Source organism: Methanothermobacter sp. THM-1 (assembly GCF_009914355.1).
In the GTDB taxonomy this organism is placed as follows: Archaea; Methanobacteriota; Methanobacteria; order Methanobacteriales; family Methanothermobacteraceae; genus Methanothermobacter; species Methanothermobacter wolfei.
Map to the genome: position 1 here is coordinate 965,330 of NZ_CP044013.1, position 20,678 is coordinate 986,007.

Sequence of the window (20,678 nt, forward strand, 5' to 3'; positions counted from 1 at the left end):
AAAAATTAGTATTATTATATTTCTATTATTACTTAATTTATATAATTCCCTGAGAAAAGTAATAATTGACCTGAAATAAAAAAATAAAGGGGAGGTTTTATTTTCCTGCTCCGCCTCTCAGGAATCCAAATGCCACGAGACCTGCTGCAACAAGAACCCCGACGATACCGTAGACGTACCATGCTGATGAACCGCTGCCGCTACCTGAGGAGGTTACGTTTTCAACCTCATAGGCCCTGGCAGGGGCTGGTTCCTCTGTGGATTCTGAAGCAGCGCCAACCTCTGCAGGTGATGCCACGCTTGCTGAAAGGCCAGGTGAAACACCGCCTGTCCTTCCTGTAGTTCCGGTTGACCCATGGACACCGCCGGTTGAACCACCTGGAAGGCCTCCTGGAACTCCACCAGGAATTCCGCCCTGGTTGCCGCCATCCACAGGTACCTGGGGTAAAATGTCTGCAAGTGTCCTGTCTGCAGGTATGCCCTTAACAAAGGCAAGTGGACTGCCACCATCTGCACCTGAAAGTATCATCTGAAGTTCAGATTCGGTTATGTACCTCTCTGCCTCTATTTTCACGACTGGGGCTGCTGTCATGTAAGATGGTGTTTCACCCTTGTAGAGGCTTATGAAACCTGCTATCTGTTTTTCTCTTTTGGCCTCATTGGTTGTGCAGTCACTCACATCAAAGGTAGGCCATTTGAAGTTAATGATAACAGCCTTTCCAACCTTGTTCACATTGTCCCAGACCACAAGTATGCCTTCCATGTTGTAGTTTCCACCATCATAGTCTTCAGGCCGGTTCTCCGGGGAAGGAAGCCTGAGGTTGAAGTAGGTTCCCTGTCCAGGTGAGACTCCCAGCCTGTAGACTATTGCATCGTCCTTACAGTAGATGGTGTTACCCAGGTAGATGTAGCTCTCGTTCTCATTGAGTGGGTAGTTGTTGAATATGTGCTCGGTTATGATGTAACCCGGTGATACACCTGGACATGCATGGTCATGGAAGAGGTATGTGAGTATCTGGTCGTAAGGCGGGTCGTGTCTCCATGCGTTTGCTATGCTCTGGATGTTGAACCATCCATCCATTGCAAAGACCTTTGAAACCTTGCCTGTAAGCGCTGTGCTGTTAAGGGTCCTTGGACCGATGTCGTTCACGTATTTGCCGTCTGATGCATTGCTTGCAACTAGCTGTCCCGTTGCAGGGTCATAGTAGATGTACACCGCATCCATCGTAACTCCATCATAGCCCCTGAGTACGAATGTGAACCAGAGCGGCTTCCAGAGCGGCCTGTGGATTGGTAGGAGCGTTGCCCTGCTGAGCCTTGATCCGAGAACATCAAATATTCCATCCCATGCAGCGCTCGTATCCTGTCCGTTGAGCCTTGAATAACCTGCTGATGTGAGTACAACAAGGTCCCTGTCATCCTTCTCAAGGTTTATACCCTTTTCCTGAAGGAATAACTGCTTAGCAAGGTTTGCAGCATCAGCACCGATCTTCTTTATCTGCTCGTAGGTCAGGGTGCCCTGTGGCAGTGGATTGTTTTCACGTGTTGCATTTGGAAGTCCAAGACTGTCAATGTATGCCATGTCAAGGCCATGGGCCCTCTGGGCGCTTATATTGTACACATTTCCATTCGCATCCCCGACTGTCGTGTCCTTCTCTGAACCAAGGAGATAGTAGTAGTGGGTTACGTTGAGGTCGGAAAGTTCCCTTACTATGGTGACGAGGGATGTCGGGTCCTGTTTAAGTTTACTTATGAGCCATGCGTTGAATTCAAGCTCTGTCCTCTTACCGGTCTCCTGCTGGAACTGCTGCCTCAGGGCTTCCTTGTCGAACTTCATGATTATAAGGTCGCCCTTGAGGGTTTTTGGGTTCCATCTGATGAATCCAACAAGGTTTGTGTCCGCACCTGTGGCTGTTGTGTTGAAACCGCTGTATGATCCTCCCTTACCCGGTGTTGTGTCAAGGAACATGAGCAGGGAGTCATCGTCTGAGTCGCCCGGGACACCTATGGTGATGTAGTTTGTTATCTCACCTGGAGAGCCCGGTGATGTGATGTCCATGACCGGTGGGTAGTACTTGAGCAGTGTGAGGCTCATTGCGTAACCGCTTATGGTACCGAGGCACATGTGCCCGTGGAAGGCCGCTGCCCTCAGGAGGTCTGCTGGAGCACCCTGCATCCATGCATTGGCAAGGCTTGCAACAGGGAATGCGTGTTCCCCGTATTTACTTACAAGAAGGTTCCAGTTGGCCTCTGTCATGTTCTTTAAGAGGTCGATGGTGTATACCGGTTTCCCATTGACTGTTCTGATAACAACGGGGGTTGTGCTTGCATTCTTGAAGAACACTCCAGTTAACGTGTTCCCCTTCTGGAGAATGAAGAACGTGTCCAGGGGATCCACGGGAGTCTTCCTGATCATCAGGAGGTTGCCCTTACCGTAGGTGACAATTCCTCGTGCCTGGTTCAGTATGCCCTCAATCACATCCTCTGATGTGTCGCCCCTGTACTTGACAATGCCTGCTGTTGTGATTACAAGGACATTTCCACTTGAGAAGTTGAGGATCTCATCTGCCTTCTTTGTTATTTCCCTTCCGAGCCTGTAGGCGTCGGTTGCATTCATCTTGAATGAGAGGTGTGCATAGTAGTTCGGATCAGAGTTATCGTAGGGGTTCCTGGATAGTGTGAAGTGGTGTAAAATGTCCTTGTAGCCGGGGGCTGTTATTTTTATTGTGAACCTGGTTGTTTCCGTAACCACAGGGGCCTTGAAGGTTATCTTTGTCATGTTGCTTGCCGGGTCAAACCTCTTTGTGAAGTTAAGCTTTTCACCGTTCTCATCACTGATGTAGTTTATGTCTGGATTGATGCGGGTGTTGTCATCTGCGAATTCATACGTGACATTCACCCCCACCTCACATTCTGGCGTTACTGCTGAAGCAGAGCCCGTCAGTGCAACAGCAAAGAGAAGAATCATGAAAACCATGAAATACTGTCTTCCCATAACATTTCACCTCCTTTTATCTTTAATTATTAATAATTTACAGAACTATAATGGAAGTAATAACATATATAATCATTTTGTTAATACCTTTACCTGTCGTGAAGGGATAAAAGTAATACTCAATTTTACTTGATAAAAAAGGATTCATGGGGAAACCCCATGAACTGATTGCTGGAGGGAAAAACTTAATATCCAACACCGTACTGGTGTTACACTTATATCTAAAATATGATGAGTATTTAACACTTACTATTTCATTTGTATTAATAATTAATGGGTTCCTGAGGATTCCACAGTAATAATCAACCCATCAGAAGTTTAATTGAACTCATGAGAGCTTGATTGGATTGAAGGTCCTAATCAGGGGATTTGAATACAAGTACAGATGTATTGTTAACCTTACCCGATGGTAGAACAATGCCTGCCCTCCTGAAACCCCTTACATCCTCATCACCTACAGGTGAGTAGAGTATGGCCCTCATCCCGGTGTAGGTCCTGTAAATGACCCTTGTATCCCCATCAACATAGCGGTGGATGTTCCTGAAAACCCTCTCCTTTGGCTCTGCAAGGGCCGCCACAAGCACTATGTCGAATTCAAGGTCCCTTATTGCTGTCTCATCACCGTTGATTACCCTAACATCCCCTTCAAGTCCAAGTTTCTCTATGACCCTTCCTGCAAGTTCCGCCAGTTCGGGTTCAACTTCAACAACCGACACCCCCATGCCATGGACACTTGCCAGGAGAATCCCTGTGAGGGGAGGGGCCCTCCCCCAATAAAGACTATTCTTTCACCCTCCCTGTACCTGCCAAGGGTTGCCTCATTTTTAAGGAGCTCGATGTAGCGAGGGTAAAAGTAGAACGACCTTAGCGTCTCCCACGGGTCCTCTGAGGCAAGGACCTCCTCAGCCTTTTCAATTTCGAGTTTCATCCCGAGGTTGACGTAGAATCTCCTTATTACCCTGAGGGCATGATTCATCCCTGGATCATCAAGGATGTGCTTTGCAGATTCAAAGTCAATGGACTCATCATGGGCTATCTCCTCAATCTCATCAAGGAGTGGGATTACGGCTTCAACGTTCATCCCATGTATCCCATAATCCATACCCTCAAGTCTTGATGCTATCGACCTGATCCTATCCCAGTAGATGTAACAGCTCATGAATATACTTCCATGTAGTTTGTGGACGATGCTCCTTTAATTGGATTAATAAACGGATCCAAGGTTTACGGATGATCCCCATTCCAGATCTGAATTAATAACAGATCCAATAATGTTATCATGAACAGGCATCCTTTATTCGCCGGCACATATTAGTTTTGCCATGGTATTTATAGGAGATATGGATACATATTATACACAAGGAATGTAGTATTACATATAATCCTTAAAACCGTGATAAAGTATTACTGTGGGGTGGTGTTTATTATCAGAGTAACGACACCGGGAGAAGAGTAGGATCCTAAATCAGTCAGGGATTTCTCTTCAGGATGATAAAGAGGGAGTTCGGTTTTGATTACATACCCGAGTACCACAGGGACATAGTCAACCTTGAAGAATACTACCTGGAACCTGAAAGGAACACCTTCCTCCTTGCCTGCATTGGTGACAGGCTGGTTGGAACCCTCGGCCTCCGCGCCTATGACCGTGAATTCAAGGGCCTCAATTACGACCCTGAAAGGACGGCCAGCCTCTGGAGGGTCTTTGTGCATGAGGACTGCAGGAAGATGGGTGTTGCATCATACCTTGTGGAAATTGCAGAATCCTTTGCAGCAGAGAAGGGCTATACCCGTATCTACCTTCACACTCATAAACACGTTGAGGGTGCCCTTGAATTCTGGCTCTCAAAGGGTTACAGCATAGTTATTGACACTGACAATGAACTTGGAACCGTCCACATGGAAAAGTCCCTTAACAGGAGTTCAATGGGAAACCAGGATTTCAGTGGAACCTGTTCTACCATAAAAAGAGGAGGAACAGGGCATCAGATGACATTTTTTTTGAGCGAAAGGATTGCTTGATGCCCTGTTTGAGCTGGCTTCCGTTGATATCCTAGGAGGAATTCATGCTCAGAGATATACTTGGCAGAGGATATATAAATACTTTTTGAAAAAAAATTATTACTCATTTTAAGTGAAAAGGTTTTCAGTATTAAACCATTCACCGGGATAGAGTAAGGTAAAATTCAGTAATTATAAATCAGAAGCAGCGTCCCCGATTAAAGGAAAAAAACTTATTATTCCCTGTAATCCTCAAGGATGTCCTCAAGCCTCTCATAGGCCAGGTCAACCGCCTCATCAACTATGGAGGGATCTGCATCGGAGAGTTCATCCAGGTAGACCTCAGCACTGATATCAACACTGAGTTCATCATCATATTCAACCCTGACAGAGACGTCAAGGTCGACTATTTCCTTCCTCGGCACCCTCTGTAATATGTATTCAGAAACAGTGTTATGGAGGAAAATGGATATCTCATCCAGATCCCTCCGGGATAACCGTCTCAGAGTCAATTAATTACCCATCCCCGGGTTGATTCCAGCGCCCTTCATTGCCTCCTGGATGTTAACCTGCATCTCCTGGAGTTTCTTCATGACGCGTTCTTCCTGCCTCTCAATGGTCTTCTCCCTTAACTGTAGGGTTTCAAGTTTTTCCTGGAGCTCCTCTGTAATCTCATCCTTATCAACCTTGATGAGGATGTTCCCTGAGCTCTTGAATACCTCTGCATCATCTGCAGCCTTGGAAAGTTCATCAAGGGCCTTCTGTGTCTCATTAATCTGCATTTCAACCGTCTGTTTCTGCACAGATATTGCCTGTGCCTGCTGCTGCAGCTGCTGGAACTGAGCCAGCTGATGCTGTACATTCTGTGGAAGTTCCATAATATCACCTTCAAATATTTAATCGGATAAATCCAGGGATTTAAGTGTATCAATCATCTCCATGGACAGTTTAACCCATCGGATTGATGAGTTAAGGGTCGCCCTGAATGACGCCGAATCAGTGGCGCTTATACTTATGGTTATCAGGTCATCATCAAGGTCAATGGACATTGAGGACCTTTCAGAGGGTGAATCCTCAACTTCAGGTTTAACCGCCCTGTAAATAACAAGGGCCGTCTCAGGGTCCCCTGTGGAAACTTCGATTTCACCCTGGATGCTCCTCAATGCCAAGGTCACTCACCCATCCTGATATCCTTTATGATAAGTTTAAAGCCAGAGGGCCTGCCCTCCGAATCAATGAGTTCCATCACACCCCTGTAATCACCGGCAGGCCTTATATCCCATGCACCCTCCCTAACCGACGGGTCATGTTCAAGGCCCATGAGCCGGCAGATTGTGTGGAGATCATCAGGACAGGACCTTGCACTTCTGGCAGCGCCCCTGAGACTGACGGGTTTAAGGTCAAAGGAAGCGTTGAAGAGGATGTAACCCAGTTCATGGCCCCTTTCATCAAGGAATGTTATCCTTGCAGGGTTACCATGTCTCTCAAAGAGGATTGCGGCAGGACCCCCTGCATCGATGAGGACCTCGCGCAGGTTCATCTTCCCCCTGTTTATGTAGGTCCATCCGAGGATCCTTGCAAGCCTCTGGGCAAAGGACCTTGTGCGCTGGGATGGCTTCCTTGAGGTTGTAAGAAGCATCCTACCGTGCCCTTATGGTCCTCTTAACAGGAGGCACCTCCTTGAAGAGGATCCTGTACCTGCAGCGCGGGCACTTGTTCTCCATGTACTTTTTGGGGTCTATCAGGGTTCCGCACTGGGCGCATCTATACAATCTATTTACCTCCAACTATCCTCTTGATGTTACGGGCTGCTGTTTTACCCAGGGGGTTACAGGCAGATAGGCGCCGCCTGTGAAGACAGCACCGCACTTTCTGCATTTCCATATGCCCCTGCTCTCCCTCTTAACACCGGGACGGTCACAGCGCGGGCATATGTGCTTCTTCTTCATCTCCTCTTCGATTTTCTTGACTGCTCTTTTAGCTTTACGACCGTAACGTGGACCGAAACGTCCTGTAATACCTACTTTCTTTGTTCTTGCCATTTGTATCACTCCAGTAAATCTGATGTTATAGATATTGTCAGATCAGTATTTAAGATTTGGGGAGCCATAGGGCCCCATGGATATCCTGGATCATGCCCTGAGACTCAGGGGGACATGGAATTCTCAAGGTACTCTATGAGCTGGGGCACCTTCTCCCTTGCAATTGAAACCGCCCTGAGGACATCATCGCGTGTCAGCGGGCCTTCACCACCCTTCTGCATGGCGCATATGTTACCCTCTGCGGTTACACCTATGGATAGCCTTGCCGTCAGTATATCCTCCTCCTCAAGGCAGGGGTCAAGGATTATCTCGTTACCGATCTTTGCAAAGGTGCACATGAGGGCCTTCCTTGTGATGGGCAGCGGCTGCATTTCCTCGGTGTCAATGACAACCTCTCCGTCCTCAACCCTTGCTGTGGGTATTCTTGCATCAAGGAGGGCTGCCACGGTTGCAAGGACGGCAGCGTCAAAGAGGTTGCCGTCGTAATCTATTATGTGGAGATCAAGGAACAGCATCCATACCTTGCTACCCTCAACTATGCAGAGCTTCTCAAGGTCTATCATCTGGCTCTCCCTTATGCAGCGGTCAACCACCCTTGAGAGTTCCACCGAGCGTTCATCGGGTGGCCCCGGCTCAAAGGTTGGTGATGCCATGGGGAGTAGCTCGGAATTTGTGAGTATAACACCCATCTGGGGGGTGTCAGGGAAGGGCTCTCTGATCTGGGGCTTCACACCAACTATTATCTGTGTGTTGCCCAGTTTAACCCTTGAAGACCCCTCTGCCTTTGATATGACGCCTGTTTCAATGGATATGTCCCTGAATTCATGAAGTGACCTTCCATCAGCCCTCTCCTTATTGTTTATAAGGTTGGTTATGCTTTTCCTTGTTATTTCGGGTATTATATTCATTTTACTCACCATACCTCTTTCTCAGGGCCTCTTTCTGCACTTCATGTATCCTGAGGCAACCTTCAACTGCAAGGTCAAGGGCCCTTTCGAATTCATCCTCAGAGAGGTTTCCATCGCTCTGGAGCAGTGTTATCTCCTTTGACCTGGCAAGTATGGCCACGGGGACGTCTGCCTGGCCCTCCTTATCCTCCTTCTCAGAGGGGTCAAGGACTACCTGGTCATCTATCTTACCCGCGGCGCAGGCAGCGACCATGTCCCTCATGGGTATGCCTGCATCTGCAAGGGCCACCGATGCTGCTGTTATACCCGCACACCTTGTACCTCCCTCTGCCTCAAGGACCTCTATGAAGACGTCTATAACTGATCTGGGGAATTTTTCAAGGAGCAGTGCGGGCCTGAGTGCCTCTGCAGTTATCTTAGAGATTTCAACGGACCTCCTGTCAGGGCCGGGTCTCTTCCTCTCATCAACAGAGAAGGGTGCCATGTTGTATCTGCACCTTATCACAGCCCTGTCGGGTCGCTGCAGTTTCCTTATCTGGGCTTCCCTTGGCCCATAGACTGCTACCAGTATTTTGTTACCACCAAATTCCATGTAAGATGAACCATCAGCCCTTTCAAGGATTCCTGCCTCGATTTTAATGGGTCTGAGTTCATCGAAGGCCCTTCCATCCTCCCTTACACCGGAAGGGGTTTTTGATTGATCCTGTGTGATGATATGAACCACCTCTACTCATCAGACTTACTATCCTCTTCTATCCCTTCAGAGGTCTCCTCCTCATCCCTTTCCTCAAGATCAGGGGATTCTTCCTCTTCCATTTTCTCTTCAGTGCTTTCAGGTTCAGGTGGAGCCTCCCCGGATTCATGATAAGTTTCTCCTTCATGTTCGGTGGGAGTTTCCTCCTCTGACACTGTGAGTTTATCAAGGAGTTCCCTTATCCTGTCTGTGAGCCCTGATGTATGGGCCTCACGGTCTATCATGAGTATAACCTTTTCAGCTATCCTCTCCATCTGGGGGTCTCCCTTGATCCAGACAACACCGTTCTGGCCCACGACGATGTCACAGCCGGTTTTCTCCTTTACCATGTTTATCATTGAGCCGCGTTTACCTATGAGCCTCGGCACCTTGGTGGGTGTTATGTAGACCAGTATGCCGTCCCTGAATTTCCCAAGACCTCTTCCCTTAAGGCCGAGTTTAACCTTCTTAACCTCATCAACGTCCACTACCCTTAAAAGAAGAACGTCGCCGATCTCAAAGACCTTTTCAAGCTCCCTCTTATCCTTACCAAAAACCTCTGATGCCGGCAACATGCCTGTGTAGGGGGAGTTTATGTCAAGGCCCCACATTGAGAACCTTATATCTGTTATTTCACCTATAATAACGTCGCCCCTCTTGGGGATGTATTTGCTCTGGAGGGGTATCACGTTTATCCTTTTATTCCTCACAGAAACGAGTCCAACAAGGGAGGAGCATATCCTGCTATCCTCCTTGAAGGTGCCCATACCAGGGTAGTAATCGTTTTCTGCCAGTATCTGACCTGGAACAACCAGGTCCTTATCCTTTACAAGTATCACATTATGCCTCCCTGTTTTTTGAAGGCAAAAAAGGAGAGGAAGGTTTTATTTGATGATCCTTGTTTCAAGGTTGCCCCCGGTCAGCTCACTGAGCTTCTGATAGAAACTGTCCTGAAGGCCGCCTGGTATCTCAACCACCGCTATCCATGAACCGTCGCTTTGCCACTCCTCATTCTTTATTTTCCCGAAACTGGATATTACACCGTAGGCTGAACCAGCCTTTTCACCGGGTATCTTTATGGCCACCTTGACCTTTTCAAATTTGATGGGTATCTTTGTCCTTATTGCCTTCAGGATTATGTTGACCTGCTCATCAACCGTTTTGAATGGATCAACATGAACCTTGGCTTCTTCCATCGCCCTTTCAATCCTCTTTGGAGGGTGAGGAAGCCCTGTCTGGGGGTTTATACCTTCACGGGCTATTTTACTGACTATCTTTTTGTGCTTATCCTCTATCATCTGCCTTCTCTGCTGTGCAGTGAGCTGTATCGTCCCCTTCTGAAGGATGATTGGTGTTACCTCCAGGGGGTCTGAGGTTTCAAAGACCTTCCTCATTGCCTCCTCAGATGCCTTATCACCCTTCCTGGCGTCCCTGAAGACCTCCTGGACTGCCAGGACATCCTCCACACTAACATCCGAGTCTTCCCTCCGGAATTCAGCTGCCAGGTCAGGGTCTACAAGGATCTCAAATCTTTCTCCATGGGATTCAAGACGGGCGATAACCGCATCTTCAAGGCTAACCATTTTTCTACTCCTCTTCCTCCTTCTCCTTCCTTATCAGGAGTTCCTCAACATGATCCCTGATCTCATCATCGTTGAGCCTGCGGTATCTGCCTTCCTCTGAATCTATAATTGCTATTTCAACACTCTCAGGTGTTGTTTTACCCTCTGTGGCCTCATAAACCGCGTCAAGAGCCAGTTCTATCGCCTGATTCAGGTCCATTCCTTCCTGGTATTTCTTCTCAAACTCTTCCATTGCAGCGGGTCTTCCAGCCCCTATGGCTGTGGCCTTGTACTCTATTAGCGCACCGCTAGGGTCTGTTTCGAAGAGTCTGCAGCCCTTACCATTGACGCCTCCAATTATCAGGGCTGTTCCAAAGGGCCTCACACCGCCGTGCTGGGTGTACATCTGTTTCATGTCACATATCTTCTTGGCGAGGCTCTCAACCCTTATTGGCTCGTTATAGGTTATCCTGTTTATCTGCGCCTCCAGTCTCGCCTTCTCAATTATTGCCCTTGCATCCGCCACAAGCCCTGATGTTGCAGCCCCTATGTGTTCATCGATCTGGAATATCTTTTCTATTGATTTTGGTTCAACCAGCTTGCTTGTGGGTCTCTTATCCACAACAAGAACTATTCCATCCTTTGATTTAACTCCAAGAGATGTTGTTCCTCTCTTAACCGCCTCTCTTGCGTATTCTACCTGGAATAGCCGGCCATCCGGGCTGAATACTGTAATGGCCCTATCATATCCTGCACTTTGAAGTGGTTGCATTTTTTTAACCTCTCTTTATTGATAAAATAATTCTGAGTTACTTGATTACATTCATCATGTGAAGGGTGAATAATCAGTATTTATCTTTATCCAAAGGTTTAATAAACTTTTGTGTTGCGGAGCGTATGGTCCCTGAGATGCCGAGCACATGGAAGGCCAGCCTCTTCCCGCCATGGTGGTGTGCAGAGGTAAGTGCAGCCATCACCTTCCCCTCGTATCCCCTCTGGCACTGGAGAACACCCAGGGTCATAACCGCGTCGGGAAAATCGAAACTCCAGAGCTTCATGAGCCACAGCCTGAAATTTGATGTTTCACATTCACCGTGGAGCCTCAGGCAGCTCTCCCAGATCACGGATATTATTTCATCCCTTCCAAGTTCCTTCTCACTGATAAGTTCGAAGGCAATGTACCTTCTGGGGTTTCTCAGTGTCGGCGGGAGTATCTTCATCTTCATCTGGAGCCTCCAGGGGATCCTTCTCTACCGTCAGAGTCCAGAAGTACCACGCCCTCTGCAATCATCATGGGACGCCTCCTGTTGTATTCCAGGATGGACCACGGGGTGGATGTAAGTGCAGCTATAGCCTCCTCCTCCCTGAGGCCAAAGCAGCCTGTGAAATTTATGATGTCCCGCGGTCTTCTGAGGTCGTATATTGTTGATGCTCCGCTTGTAAGTGCCAGTGGAAACCCGAACTTTCTGTGGAGCTTTATGATGTCCCTGAAGTACTCCAGAATCCTTGCCCTGACCTTGAGCCATGAGCCGATCACATCCCTCAGTCTGAGCTCAACAGCGACACTGTTACGTGCAGCCTCCCTTGCAAGGACGTGGTTTATACCTGCATCCCTCCTTGATGCGTAGGGGGCTGAAAGAACGTCAACACGGGAGTTTTCACAGGCTGCACGGTTTATCTTGAGGTCGCCTCCGGATACATGGATTATATCGACCCTGCCCCTGAACCTGTTCACGGCCCTCCTCATCTCGGAGGGGTTTCCTGCATCTATCATCACACCGGTGGCTACTTCAAGGTCCAGGTCACTGTTATTCCTGAGCTTCTCTGCAGTTTCCCTGAGTTCCCTGTATTTGGTGGAGGGGTAAATGAGGGCTGCGCCATCATATCCCAGTCTGGAGGCCTCAAGGAGGAGTCTGAGGTCCTTGTCATGGTCGCTGCCCTTAATGTGGAGGTCAAGGAACTTCATCTAATCATCAGAATATAATTATTCCAGGAAGCCTTTGATGTTTTCTGCTGCAACCTCCCTCCTTGCAGGGTAGGCTTCGACCTTGATCTTGAGGTGTATGGCATCACCATGCTCCACCGGCTGCCATTTCCCCTTCAGAGCCTCCTGTTTGTCAAGTCTCAGGAAGAGGTTGCCGTTATCATCAAACCTGTCCTTCAGTTCATCCATCCGACCCCTGAAGATCTCCCTGAAGGATTCCATGAATTCCCTGAGGGCTCTCCTCCTGGTTATCCTGCCCCTGAGCACGGTTATGGGGTTTCCATGGTAACCCTCGGCCTCCTCCCTTTCAGGCGCTGCACCTGGCAGTATGTTCCTGAGGGCCTCAAGGACCTTCTCCTCGTCCTCTGTTCCATAGACAATGAGTCTGTATGAAATGTTATGGATCATGACATGAACCCTTTCAGCAGACGGTAAGGATAAAAAAAATAATTATAAGGGGGGCCTATCTTACCTTTTCAGCCCCTTTACCCCTGTTTCGGAGGCCCCTGTTCTTTTTACCTTCACTTGTGAGGCCCCTGAATACTCTTCCCCTGTGCTGTTTTTCACAGATCCAGTTTATGTTGGGGTCGTTCTTTATTGCAGGGTGGTGCGGGTCTACAAGGATGACCTCGTAGAATTTGTGTTTTCCATCCTCCCATACCCAGTAGGAGTTGAGTACCTCCATGTTAGGGTACTTCCTGGCAACCCTTTCCTCTGCAATCCTTTTAATGCTCTTTGCAGGGGTTATCTTGTTGACACCCATCCTCTTAGGCCTTCTACCTGCCTTGAAACGGCTCTTCCTCCTGCCTCCACGCCTTACGCGTGTCCTGACAACGATGTATCCTGGTTTTGCCTTGTAACCGAGTGATCTTGCACGGTCTATTCTTGTTGGTCTTTCGATCCTCTTGATTACAGGATCCCTTCTCCACTGTGGGGCTCTCTCCCACATCAGTTCCCTTACATAGGACTTTTTAGGGTTTTTCCATGCGTCTCTAACATACTTGTACATTAATTACACCTCTATCTGTTCAGCTTTACGCCACATCCATGGGATCGTGATCCCGGAAAAATAGGTGATATTAGTTTTAGAGTAATCATTTAAAAAGGTTGCTGTCAGCTGCCAGAAATGATGGGTTTAAGAGGAAAAAATGAAGGGGCTGTTTCAGTCCTCAAGGACCTCGTAGAGTATCCTCATTGCCTTCACAAAGGGTGGGTTGCCTGATGTGAGGAGCACGACCCTCAGCACGTCCACTATCTCATCCCTTGTAACACCGAACTCGTTTATGGCGCTCTGTATCTGCTTTTTAACCGCACGGTCATCGGAGTTTGCAGCGGTTATACCCAGGGCTATCAGCTTCTGTGTCTTATAGTCCAGGGCCTTCCCTGTGTAGGCTGCCTCGTTGAGCTTAACAACAGCCTCATAGATGTCGGGGTAGTCCTTCTTAACATGGACCATTCCCTTTCCATAGAAAACGTCTTCCTTCATATAAATACCTCCACCTTTATGTATGTCATGGATGATTTATATAGCTAACTGGAGATTAGAAGGGATCCTCTGCAACCAGACAGATAAAAAACTTAAAAGGAAATATATGCCCCTGGACCGGGGTTCTGATCAATTCATGATGCCTTAAGGTTTTTTCTGAACAGATTTACCTGTCTTTTCTTCAGGTTTCTCCTGAACAAGCTTCTGGGCTTCAGGATCGGAGAGCATCTCTGCTATACCCGCAATTGATCCGAGGATTCCTGTGGCCTCTACAGGTAGAAGTATCTTCGTTGCCCTTCCATCGGCAACCTTTTCAAGTGCTTCAAGGTACTTCAGGGCTATTATGTCACTGGTAGGGTCCCCCTCATGCATGGCCCTGAATACTGAAAGTATGGCCTTTGCCTGACCCTCTGCTATGGCTATCTCCTGGTACTTGTTTGCATCTGCAACCTTCTTTATGGCCTCGGCCTTACCCTCTGCCTCAAGGATGGCTGCCTGCTTGTCACCCTCAGCCCTCTTTATCTCTGACTGCTTGTATCCCTCTGCCTCGAGGATGGCGGCCCTCTTCATCCTTTCTGCCTTCATCTGCTTTGACATGGCCTCAACGATGTCTCCTGGAGGCTCGATACGCTGTATCTCAACACGTACAACGCGGGTTCCCCATTTGTCTGTGGCTTCATCAAGGACCTCCCTTAGCTGTGTGTTGATCATCTCCCTTGATGTGAGGGTCTGGTCGAGTTCAAGGTCACCTATTATGTTCCTGAGGTTGGTCTGGGCGAGTTTTGTTATTGCCTGGTAGAAGTCAACCACGTTGTAGACTGCATTGAAGGGGTCCACGACCTCATAGAATATTACACAGTCAACAACAACCACCGTGTTGTCCTTTGTTATGACCTCCTGGGGAGGTACATCAACCACCTGCTCCCTCATGTCAACCTTCTTTATGGCCTCAATGAAGGGTATTATGACTACAAGTCCGCTTTCAACGGTCCTCTGGTATTTACCCAGCCTCTCAACAACACCCTTCTCATAGGGCCGGAGTATCTTTAAACTCTTAAAGGCGAGTACAAGAAGAACCAGTACTATTATGATTTCAAGTATCAATCACATTCCTCCATTATCCTTTCAACGACCAGTTTCACGCCTTCAATGGCAGCCACCCGGACCCTTTCACCCTCAGCTATCCTCTGACTGGATCGGGCCCTCCATGTTTCCCCATCAACCTTAACAAGTCCAGATGTATCCGGGGTGATCTCCAGGGTCACCGTTGCTTCCTTACCTATCAGGCGGTCTGATGCTGCCTTCTTTGATGGTTCACCTGTTATCCTTGCTGCAAAGGGCCTTGATACTCCGAGGAGTATGACTGACACCAAGATGAAGCCTGTGAACTGTACCGTCGTGTCAAATCCAAGGTAGTTGAGTACCGCTGCTGCTATGGCACCAAATGCAAACCATAACAGGAAGAATCCTGTTGTGAGCATCTCCCCTATCAGGCAGATGGCTGCTATTATAATCCATGAATCCGGCGACATTTTCCCACCACTGTTATAATAATCTGCAGATGCTTTATTATTACTTTTGTTTTTGTTCCCTGATAATAGATTGGTCCTTAACATAGATATACTGTTTTAATAAATTTTAATTTATATTTAATATTATTTATCTGTAAAAATGATATTTAGTAATAAATTAATCTCAAAATATATTTATATGATGGTGTTCATAGGTATATCCAGTGAATAAATGGAGGTGGAAATGTGAGGGAAGACGACCTCAAATTCCTGATCCTGGGCTACAGGGTCCATTCCGGCAAAACTCAGAGGGAACTTGCCGATGAACTCGGAGTACCCCCTGATATAGTGATAGCCATGGAAAACGGGACCTACAGGCACCCTACAAGGAAACTGATGGAGAAGATTGAGGATCTTACAGGCGAATATGAGGTGCAGAAGAGGCACTTCATAAACATTGGAAGGGGTTACAGGCTCAGGGAAATGCTTGGAACAGAATTCAAGTACTTTATTCAGGGTCTTGACAGGATGAAGTACGTGAGCAGGGACGAACTTGAAGGGATGGATGAACCAGAACGTTACGGTATCCTTGGAGCTGTTGAAATGGATGCATTCGAGGTTTTAAGGGCAGGTAAAATGTCCTGAACCCCATCTTTATTTTTAAAGTAACCTCATGACCCTCTTCATATCGTCCCGAACCCCATCTTCATTTTTAGAGTAACCCCATAGCCCTCTTCATATCATGATGAGTTCATAAAGTGTCCTCTTTCTCACCTATATACAGTTCAGACATGATGGAACCATGTTCATGAATACCGTGAATAATAATTTCAGAGAATTAAAGGAAGAGAAACTCCATGCAAACCATTAATACCCCTTAACATCATAATGGACTCCATGAGATTCATAACACTCATCCTCAAGAATCCCTTCAGAAACCGTGCAAGGACTCTCCTTGCAGTTACAGGGATCGCGATAGGGATTGCAACCATAGTAACCCTCGGTGTGATAACAGAGGGGCTCAAGACGTCAACCGAGAACACCCTCAAGGCTGGTGGAGCTGATTTTACCATTGTGGAGTCCAATGTCTCGGACATGTTCTTCAGTAAGATAGACCAGGAATACGTGGACCGGGTCAGGAACGTGAGCGGTGTTGAGGATGCCGTCGGGATCCTCATGGCGGTGCAGCCCCTTGACGACAACCCATACTTCGTGCTCATAGGAATTGAACCCTCAAAGATCAACATGAGCCAGATAAAGGTGACCTCAGGAAGGACCCTCACCGATCCTGACGCTGATGAGGTGATACTGGGTAAGGTTGCTGCAGAGAACCACAACAGGAGCGTTGGGGACACCATAAGATAAAGAACCATGATTACACTGTTGTGGGTATATTCGAGTCCGGTGACATGCAGCAAGACGCCGGCGCCTTCATATCCCTCAAAAAGCTTCAGGAGATTGAAGAGAAGGAGGATAAGGTCACCATGATCTACGTGAAGATAGATAAAAATGCAGATGTGGATGATGTTACAGAAAGGATTGAGGAGAAATACGGTGACCTTACAACCATAGCATCCCTTGAGGACCTCCAGAGCGTTGACCAGGGGCTTCAGACAGTTGACACCGCCACCTGGGCCATATCCCTCCTTGCAATAATCATCGGAGGGATAGGTGTTATAAACACCATGATAATGTCCGTGTTCGAGAGGACCCGTGAGATAGGGGTGCTCAAGGCAGTTGGCTGGAAGGACAGACGCATACTGGCCATGATACTCGGTGAATCTGTAGTTATCACCGTCATCGCAGCCATTGCAGGATCCGTCCTTGGTGTTGCAGCGATACAGGTACTCCTTGAACTGGGGATGAAGGGGTTCATTGAACCCGTCTATACCCCTGAGATATTCATAAGGGCCTTCGGGGTTGCCTTCAGTGTGGGCATCCTTGGAGGACTTTACCCTGCATACAGGGCATCCAGGCTCGCCCCCACAGAGGCCCTCAGATACGAGTAGGTGATATCATGGAAAGGATCATCGAGATAAGGAGCCTCAGGAAGAGCTTTGACGGTGGGAGGATAAAAGCCCTTAACGGTGTTGACCTCGACGTTGACCATGGTGAGTTCGTCTCAATCATGGGTCCCTCAGGGTCAGGGAAATCAACACTCCTTAACATGATAGGCGCACTTGACGTGCCCGACTCAGGGACAGTGAAGGTTGCTGGAAGGGACCTTAAGGATGAAAGGGATCTAAGCCGTTTAAGGGCTGAGGAGATAGGATTTGTTTTCCAGCTCCACAACCTCATACCCAACCTGACGGCCCTTGAGAACGTTGAGATACCCATGTTTGCAGTTAAATGGGATGATATGGAGGGGAGGGCCATGGAACTCCTTGACTATGTTGGTCTTGCAGATAAGGCTGACAGGAAACCAACAGAGCTCTCGGGTGGTGAGAGGCAGAGGGTTGCCATTGCAAGGGCCCTTGCAAACGATCCATCAATAATCCTTGCAGATGAACCAACAGGCTCCCTTGACTCAAGGACAGGCAAGCGTATACTGGAGGGTCTAAGGGAGCTTCAGGAGGATGAGGGCGTGACCTCATTGTGGTTACCCATGACCCTGATGTTGCCTCAATGGCCTCAAGGATAGTCAGGATACTGGATGGGGTTATAATCAGCGATGATGCCTAGTGCATGCTCCCTCATCATTGGGATTAAAGTCAAAGATAAGACCTACTGCATACTCCCCTACCATCTTTAAATTTTTTTGAATAAACCAGGTCTGATAAACATTTTTCTGGAATATTCACTTTTTTGGTGGGTGTTCCCATGGAACGGCTGGATTTTCCAAAAACTTGATTAATAACCTCCAATATAATTATGCTACATGACTGAAAAACTGAAGGTTGCCTGGTGCATTACCGGGGCTGGGGAGAAACTGACAGAAACATACGCCATAATGAAGGACATAAAGAACCTCTACGGTGACAGGGTTGAGATAAACGTTTTCATCTCAAAGGCAGGGGATCAGGTTGTAAAGTACTATGGCCTCTACAGGGACCTTGAAACCAGCTTTGACAGGAAATGGGTTGAGATAAACGCAAACTCCCCCTTCCTTGCAGGGCAGGTGCAGCTGGGTAAGTACGACTTCGTGCTTGTGGCTCCATGCACATCCAACAGCACTGCCAAGATATCCCTGAGGATCGCGGATACCCTCATAACAAACGCCGTGATAATGGCCCAGAAGGCCTCCGTGCCCGTTTATATAATGCCATCAGACTACAGTGAGGGGGTTGTTGTAACAACACTGCCCAACGGTAAAAAGCTTGAGCTGAAGATAACAAGGGAGGATGTGGAACACGTTAAGAGGATCTCAAGGATGGACGACACCGAGGTTTTCAGTGACCCCCACCATATCTACAAGATCTTTGAGAAATGGACCTACCCCAAAGAAGAAAAATAGGATGTTCACTGTATCTCCTGGATGGTGACACCATAGGTGTATACCGTCATCCCTTCCTCCTTTTTCTGGCTGAAGGGTGCTGTGCCCTTGAAGTAAGCCTTTATCTCACCTGTGTCTGCAATGTTCATTGTGAGTGGCTCAATGTCTGTCATTGACTCGAAGAATGCCATGGCCCTCTCAATGTCCTCCTTATCAGGGCTTTCGAAGGTTATTGAGTAGGTTCCTTTCTGTTTCTCCTTCATCCTCACCCTGTTCTGGTTTATCTCAAAGGTCTGCTCTCCCCTGTTCCCGGTCTCCCTAACAAATACAACATTCTCTGACATTTTAACAACCCCGGATAATAATATTGGAGTTTCTGTTTAATATATCTTTAGACTTCATGAGCCGGCACATCTTTCCATGATTTACCGGAAACCGTGACCCGGCACGGACCTCAAAGGACACCGGCACATCCCACTGGACTAGAACTTGTAGCCTATAACCCTCAGGAACTCCTTTCTCTCCGCCTTGTCCTCCTCGCCCTCGATTCCTCCGGGGCTCTGGCCGTCCACAACACCTATAATACCCCTCCCCTGTTCGGTCTCTGCTATTATAACTTCAACGGGGTTTGCTGTTGCACAGTATATGTTCACGACCTCCGGGACGTCCTTTATGCGCTGCAGTACATTTATTGGGAAGGCGTTCCTGAGGAACACTATGAATGCGTGTCCTGCTGCGATTTCAAGCATGGTCTCTGATGCCAGTTCCTCGAGTTCCTCATCGTTCCCCTCATGCCTGACAAGGCAGTCCCCTGAGGCCTCTGCAAAGGCTATTCCGAATCTTGCCTGGGGCACCGTGTTCACGATTGCCTCGTATATGTCCTCCACCGTCTTGATGAAGTGGCTCTGTCCAAGTATTATGTTAACATCCTCTCCGGGTTCTATACCTATCTTCTTTATCTCCAAGTCAACCCCTCCTGTGGAGAATTATTTATTATCAGGGGCTTAAATTATTAATGCATCAGATCTTCAAAGGAATGGTAAACATGGAGCAAGAGTGTGAGAGATGTGATTTCTGCGGCAAACCCGCCATTGGAAGGTGCATGGTATGCGGTATGTGTTACTGCCTGGAGCATATGGGAGGGGATGGCTTCTGTCTGGATGATTTCTTTGGAACCGGACTTTTTGATTGAAGGCTCAAGGTGAAGCTTAAGATATCATGAAAAGATCAGAGAACCCATAGATCCAGTTTAAACAAGCTTAACCTATTTAACAGAAGATGGGTGGCCGGTAAAGTTCTGGGATGATGATAGATTATTTAGAAGGGGCGACTCACACATATAAATTACTGGAATTCAATTAACTAATTACGGAACACTCCATGGGACGTGGGGAAATATATTTAAAGAAAAAGACATTTATCATTAATAATCATTATTATTTTTTTCCTGACACTGATGAGGTGTAACCATGAAAGAGAAAAGTAAGGAAATCGGTTCCCGCATAAAGGAGCTCAGAGAACTCTCCGAGATCAGCCCTGAGGAAATGGCTGATTACCTCAAAATCGACGTTGAAAGCTACATGAAGTATGAGAGCGGTGAGGATGACATACCCGCAAGCATACTCTTTGAGATAGCCCACAAACTTGGCGTTGACATGGGCCTTCTCCTCACAGGCGAGGAGACAAGGATGCACATCTTCACGGTTACAAGGAAGGGTAAAGGAGTGGAGGTTGAAAGGAGAAAACAGTACCGCTATGAAAACCTTGCAGAGAAATTCATACACAAAAAGGCAGAACCCTTCATAGTCACCGTTGAACCAAGGGATGGGAAGCCAAAAACAAACAGCCACCCCGGCCAGGAATTCAACTACGTGCTTGAGGGCCGTATAAGGTTCTACATACACGACAATGAGATAATACTCAACGAGGGAGACTCAATATTCTTTGACTCATCATATGAGCATGCAATGGAGGCCCTTGACGGTAAAAGGGCCAGATTCCTTGCAATAATCATGTAGAGGTGTAT

At 47.6% G+C, this 20,678-nt stretch carries 28 protein-coding genes and 3 pseudogenes; 8 read left to right on the forward strand and 23 right to left on the reverse strand.

Annotated features, from left to right (window positions below; all coding sequences use genetic code 11):
* Positions 1–97 precede the first annotated feature (97 nt).
* From FZP57_RS05000 to FZP57_RS09595, 3 genes are all read right to left on the reverse strand, one after another.
* Positions 98–2,995 carry an FmdE family protein gene (locus tag FZP57_RS05000; protein ID WP_191216008.1) on the reverse strand — a complete coding sequence of 966 codons (2,898 nt, stop codon included), beginning with the start codon at positions 2,993–2,995 and terminating at the stop codon, positions 98–100.
* Between the two features lie 356 nt (positions 2,996–3,351).
* Positions 3,352–3,711 carry a nicotianamine synthase family protein gene (locus FZP57_RS09590; protein ID WP_242451210.1) on the reverse strand — a complete coding sequence of 120 codons (360 nt, stop codon included), beginning with the start codon at positions 3,709–3,711 and terminating at the stop codon, positions 3,352–3,354.
* Entirely contained in the window at positions 3,657–4,154 is a 498-nt protein-coding gene (locus tag FZP57_RS09595; protein ID WP_255477730.1) for a nicotianamine synthase family protein, read from the reverse strand. The genes FZP57_RS09590 and FZP57_RS09595 overlap by 55 nt, the downstream gene beginning before the upstream one ends.
* Before the next feature lie 329 nt (positions 4,155–4,483).
* On the opposite strand from FZP57_RS09595, the gene FZP57_RS05010 reads away from it, so the two are divergent.
* Positions 4,484–5,014, forward strand: a complete 531-nt coding sequence (locus FZP57_RS05010) for a GNAT family N-acetyltransferase (protein ID WP_191216009.1) — start codon at positions 4,484–4,486, stop codon at positions 5,012–5,014.
* A gap of 215 nt (positions 5,015–5,229) precedes the next feature.
* Here the strand turns inward: FZP57_RS05010 and FZP57_RS05015 are convergent, their stop codons facing one another.
* From FZP57_RS05015 to FZP57_RS05100, 18 genes and pseudogenes are all read right to left on the reverse strand, one after another.
* Entirely contained in the window at positions 5,230–5,505 is a 276-nt protein-coding gene (locus tag FZP57_RS05015) for a DUF3194 domain-containing protein (protein ID WP_013295880.1), read from the reverse strand.
* On the reverse strand, positions 5,506–5,871 hold the full coding sequence (locus FZP57_RS05020) for a prefoldin subunit beta (protein ID WP_013295881.1): 366 nt from the start codon (positions 5,869–5,871) through the stop codon (positions 5,506–5,508).
* Between the two features lie 18 nt (positions 5,872–5,889).
* Complete coding sequence (locus FZP57_RS05025) at positions 5,890–6,168, reverse strand: KEOPS complex subunit Pcc1 (protein ID WP_074359046.1); 279 nt, start codon at positions 6,166–6,168, stop codon at positions 5,890–5,892.
* Complete coding sequence (locus tag FZP57_RS05030; RefSeq protein WP_013295883.1) at positions 6,165–6,632, reverse strand: Brix domain-containing protein; 468 nt, start codon at positions 6,630–6,632, stop codon at positions 6,165–6,167. Before FZP57_RS05030 ends, FZP57_RS05025 begins: the two co-directional genes overlap by 4 nt.
* Before the next feature lies 1 nt (position 6,633).
* Entirely contained in the window at positions 6,634–6,765 is a 132-nt protein-coding gene (locus tag FZP57_RS05035; protein ID WP_048901205.1) for a DNA-directed RNA polymerase subunit P, read from the reverse strand.
* A gap of 1 nt (position 6,766) precedes the next feature.
* Positions 6,767–7,035: pseudogene (gene rpl37A / locus FZP57_RS05040) on the reverse strand (50S ribosomal protein L37Ae).
* 104 nt (positions 7,036–7,139) lie between these two features.
* Positions 7,140–7,943: an exosome complex protein Rrp42 gene (gene rrp42 / locus FZP57_RS05045; RefSeq protein ID WP_238337843.1), complete on the reverse strand. Its 804-nt coding sequence runs from the start codon at positions 7,941–7,943 to the stop codon at positions 7,140–7,142.
* Between the two features lies 1 nt (position 7,944).
* Positions 7,945–8,667, reverse strand: a complete 723-nt coding sequence (gene rrp41 / locus FZP57_RS05050; protein ID WP_074359048.1) for an exosome complex exonuclease Rrp41 — start codon at positions 8,665–8,667, stop codon at positions 7,945–7,947.
* Positions 8,668–8,669: 2 nt separating this feature from the next.
* Positions 8,670–9,515: an exosome complex RNA-binding protein Rrp4 gene (rrp4, locus tag FZP57_RS05055; protein WP_191216010.1), complete on the reverse strand. Its 846-nt coding sequence runs from the start codon at positions 9,513–9,515 to the stop codon at positions 8,670–8,672.
* 45 nt (positions 9,516–9,560) lie between these two features.
* The gene (locus tag FZP57_RS05060) at positions 9,561–10,259 is read right to left on the reverse strand and encodes a ribosome assembly factor SBDS (RefSeq protein ID WP_074359050.1); all 699 of its coding nucleotides are present in this window, start codon (positions 10,257–10,259) and stop codon (positions 9,561–9,563) included.
* A gap of 4 nt (positions 10,260–10,263) precedes the next feature.
* Positions 10,264–11,010, reverse strand: a complete 747-nt coding sequence (gene psmA, locus FZP57_RS05065) for an archaeal proteasome endopeptidase complex subunit alpha (protein WP_074359051.1) — start codon at positions 11,008–11,010, stop codon at positions 10,264–10,266.
* A 73-nt stretch (positions 11,011–11,083) separates the two neighbouring features.
* Positions 11,084–11,464: a ribonuclease P protein component 2 gene (rnp2, locus tag FZP57_RS05070; RefSeq protein WP_074359052.1), complete on the reverse strand. Its 381-nt coding sequence runs from the start codon at positions 11,462–11,464 to the stop codon at positions 11,084–11,086.
* On the reverse strand, positions 11,461–12,204 hold the full coding sequence (gene rnp3, locus FZP57_RS05075) for a ribonuclease P protein component 3 (RefSeq protein ID WP_191216011.1): 744 nt from the start codon (positions 12,202–12,204) through the stop codon (positions 11,461–11,463). The genes rnp2 and rnp3 overlap by 4 nt, the downstream gene beginning before the upstream one ends.
* A gap of 18 nt (positions 12,205–12,222) precedes the next feature.
* Positions 12,223–12,630 carry an RNA-binding protein gene (locus FZP57_RS05080; RefSeq protein WP_074359054.1) on the reverse strand — a complete coding sequence of 136 codons (408 nt, stop codon included), beginning with the start codon at positions 12,628–12,630 and terminating at the stop codon, positions 12,223–12,225.
* Between the two features lie 55 nt (positions 12,631–12,685).
* A complete protein-coding gene (locus FZP57_RS05085) occupies positions 12,686–13,231 on the reverse strand; it encodes a 50S ribosomal protein L15e (protein ID WP_074359055.1) in 546 nt (181 codons plus the stop codon).
* A 153-nt stretch (positions 13,232–13,384) separates the two neighbouring features.
* A complete protein-coding gene (locus FZP57_RS05090; RefSeq protein WP_074359056.1) occupies positions 13,385–13,708 on the reverse strand; it encodes a carboxymuconolactone decarboxylase family protein in 324 nt (107 codons plus the stop codon).
* Between the two features lie 144 nt (positions 13,709–13,852).
* Positions 13,853–14,812, reverse strand: coding sequence for an SPFH domain-containing protein (locus FZP57_RS05095; RefSeq protein ID WP_074359057.1), 960 nt, complete (start codon positions 14,810–14,812; stop codon positions 13,853–13,855).
* Entirely contained in the window at positions 14,809–15,240 is a 432-nt protein-coding gene (locus tag FZP57_RS05100) for an NfeD family protein (protein WP_074359058.1), read from the reverse strand. The genes FZP57_RS05095 and FZP57_RS05100 overlap by 4 nt, the downstream gene beginning before the upstream one ends.
* 225 nt (positions 15,241–15,465) lie before the next feature.
* Here FZP57_RS05100 and FZP57_RS05105 point away from each other — a divergent pair, with 225 nt between their 5' ends.
* From FZP57_RS05105 to afpA, 5 genes and pseudogenes are all read left to right on the forward strand, one after another.
* Positions 15,466–15,864 (forward strand): helix-turn-helix transcriptional regulator, encoded by a 399-nt coding sequence (locus tag FZP57_RS05105; protein ID WP_074359059.1) that lies wholly within the window; start codon positions 15,466–15,468, stop codon positions 15,862–15,864.
* A 252-nt stretch (positions 15,865–16,116) separates the two neighbouring features.
* Positions 16,117–16,706, forward strand: a pseudogene (locus FZP57_RS09460) (ABC transporter permease); the annotation flags it as partial.
* A 204-nt stretch (positions 16,707–16,910) separates the two neighbouring features.
* Positions 16,911–17,228, forward strand: a complete 318-nt coding sequence (locus FZP57_RS09755; RefSeq protein ID WP_340222464.1) for an ABC transporter permease — start codon at positions 16,911–16,913, stop codon at positions 17,226–17,228.
* Between the two features lie 8 nt (positions 17,229–17,236).
* Positions 17,237–17,901, forward strand: a pseudogene (locus FZP57_RS05115) (ABC transporter ATP-binding protein).
* A gap of 196 nt (positions 17,902–18,097) precedes the next feature.
* A complete protein-coding gene (gene afpA, locus FZP57_RS05120) occupies positions 18,098–18,673 on the forward strand; it encodes an archaeoflavoprotein AfpA (RefSeq protein WP_074359060.1) in 576 nt (191 codons plus the stop codon).
* Between the two features lie 5 nt (positions 18,674–18,678).
* Here the strand turns inward: afpA and FZP57_RS05125 are convergent, their stop codons facing one another.
* Positions 18,679–18,996, reverse strand: coding sequence for a hypothetical protein (locus tag FZP57_RS05125; protein ID WP_074359061.1), 318 nt, complete (start codon positions 18,994–18,996; stop codon positions 18,679–18,681).
* Between the two features lie 138 nt (positions 18,997–19,134).
* Entirely contained in the window at positions 19,135–19,617 is a 483-nt protein-coding gene (locus FZP57_RS05130; protein WP_074359062.1) for an adenosine-specific kinase, read from the reverse strand.
* A gap of 80 nt (positions 19,618–19,697) precedes the next feature.
* Between FZP57_RS05130 and FZP57_RS05135 the strand changes: the two genes are divergently transcribed.
* Positions 19,698–19,844, forward strand: a complete 147-nt coding sequence (locus FZP57_RS05135; protein WP_191216012.1) for a hypothetical protein — start codon at positions 19,698–19,700, stop codon at positions 19,842–19,844.
* Between the two features lie 277 nt (positions 19,845–20,121).
* Complete coding sequence (locus FZP57_RS05140) at positions 20,122–20,670, forward strand: helix-turn-helix domain-containing protein (protein WP_191216013.1); 549 nt, start codon at positions 20,122–20,124, stop codon at positions 20,668–20,670.
* Positions 20,671–20,678 lie beyond the last annotated feature (8 nt).

What these genes read in the sequence shown, in the direction of transcription:
- FZP57_RS05000 (WP_191216008.1), bottom strand. Translation starts at nt 2,995, where the DNA reads ATGGGAAGACAGTATTTCATGGTTTTCATGATTCTTCTCTTTGCTGTT.
- FZP57_RS09595 (WP_255477730.1), bottom strand. Translation starts at nt 4,154, where the DNA reads ATGAGCTGTTACATCTACTGGGATAGGATCAGGTCGATAGCATCAAGA.
- FZP57_RS05010 (WP_191216009.1), top strand. Translation starts at nt 4,484, where the DNA reads ATGATAAAGAGGGAGTTCGGTTTTGATTACATACCCGAGTACCACAGG.
- FZP57_RS05020 (WP_013295881.1), bottom strand. Translation starts at nt 5,871, where the DNA reads ATGGAACTTCCACAGAATGTACAGCATCAGCTGGCTCAGTTCCAGCAG.
- FZP57_RS05030 (WP_013295883.1), bottom strand. Translation starts at nt 6,632, where the DNA reads ATGCTTCTTACAACCTCAAGGAAGCCATCCCAGCGCACAAGGTCCTTT.
- rrp42 (WP_238337843.1), bottom strand. Translation starts at nt 7,943, where the DNA reads ATGAATATAATACCCGAAATAACAAGGAAAAGCATAACCAACCTTATA.
- FZP57_RS05060 (WP_074359050.1), bottom strand. Translation starts at nt 10,259, where the DNA reads ATGGTTAGCCTTGAAGATGCGGTTATCGCCCGTCTTGAATCCCATGGA.
- psmA (WP_074359051.1), bottom strand. Translation starts at nt 11,010, where the DNA reads ATGCAACCACTTCAAAGTGCAGGATATGATAGGGCCATTACAGTATTC.
- rnp2 (WP_074359052.1), bottom strand. Translation starts at nt 11,464, where the DNA reads ATGAAGATGAAGATACTCCCGCCGACACTGAGAAACCCCAGAAGGTAC.
- rnp3 (WP_191216011.1), bottom strand. Translation starts at nt 12,204, where the DNA reads ATGAAGTTCCTTGACCTCCACATTAAGGGCAGCGACCATGACAAGGAC.
- FZP57_RS05080 (WP_074359054.1), bottom strand. Translation starts at nt 12,630, where the DNA reads ATGATCCATAACATTTCATACAGACTCATTGTCTATGGAACAGAGGAC.
- FZP57_RS05085 (WP_074359055.1), bottom strand. Translation starts at nt 13,231, where the DNA reads ATGTACAAGTATGTTAGAGACGCATGGAAAAACCCTAAAAAGTCCTAT.
- FZP57_RS05090 (WP_074359056.1), bottom strand. Translation starts at nt 13,708, where the DNA reads ATGAAGGAAGACGTTTTCTATGGAAAGGGAATGGTCCATGTTAAGAAG.
- FZP57_RS05100 (WP_074359058.1), bottom strand. Translation starts at nt 15,240, where the DNA reads ATGTCGCCGGATTCATGGATTATAATAGCAGCCATCTGCCTGATAGGG.
- FZP57_RS09755 (WP_340222464.1), top strand. Translation starts at nt 16,911, where the DNA reads ATGTCCGTGTTCGAGAGGACCCGTGAGATAGGGGTGCTCAAGGCAGTT.
- afpA (WP_074359060.1), top strand. Translation starts at nt 18,098, where the DNA reads ATGACTGAAAAACTGAAGGTTGCCTGGTGCATTACCGGGGCTGGGGAG.
- FZP57_RS05125 (WP_074359061.1), bottom strand. Translation starts at nt 18,996, where the DNA reads ATGTCAGAGAATGTTGTATTTGTTAGGGAGACCGGGAACAGGGGAGAG.
- FZP57_RS05135 (WP_191216012.1), top strand. Translation starts at nt 19,698, where the DNA reads ATGGAGCAAGAGTGTGAGAGATGTGATTTCTGCGGCAAACCCGCCATT.
- FZP57_RS05140 (WP_191216013.1), top strand. Translation starts at nt 20,122, where the DNA reads ATGAAAGAGAAAAGTAAGGAAATCGGTTCCCGCATAAAGGAGCTCAGA.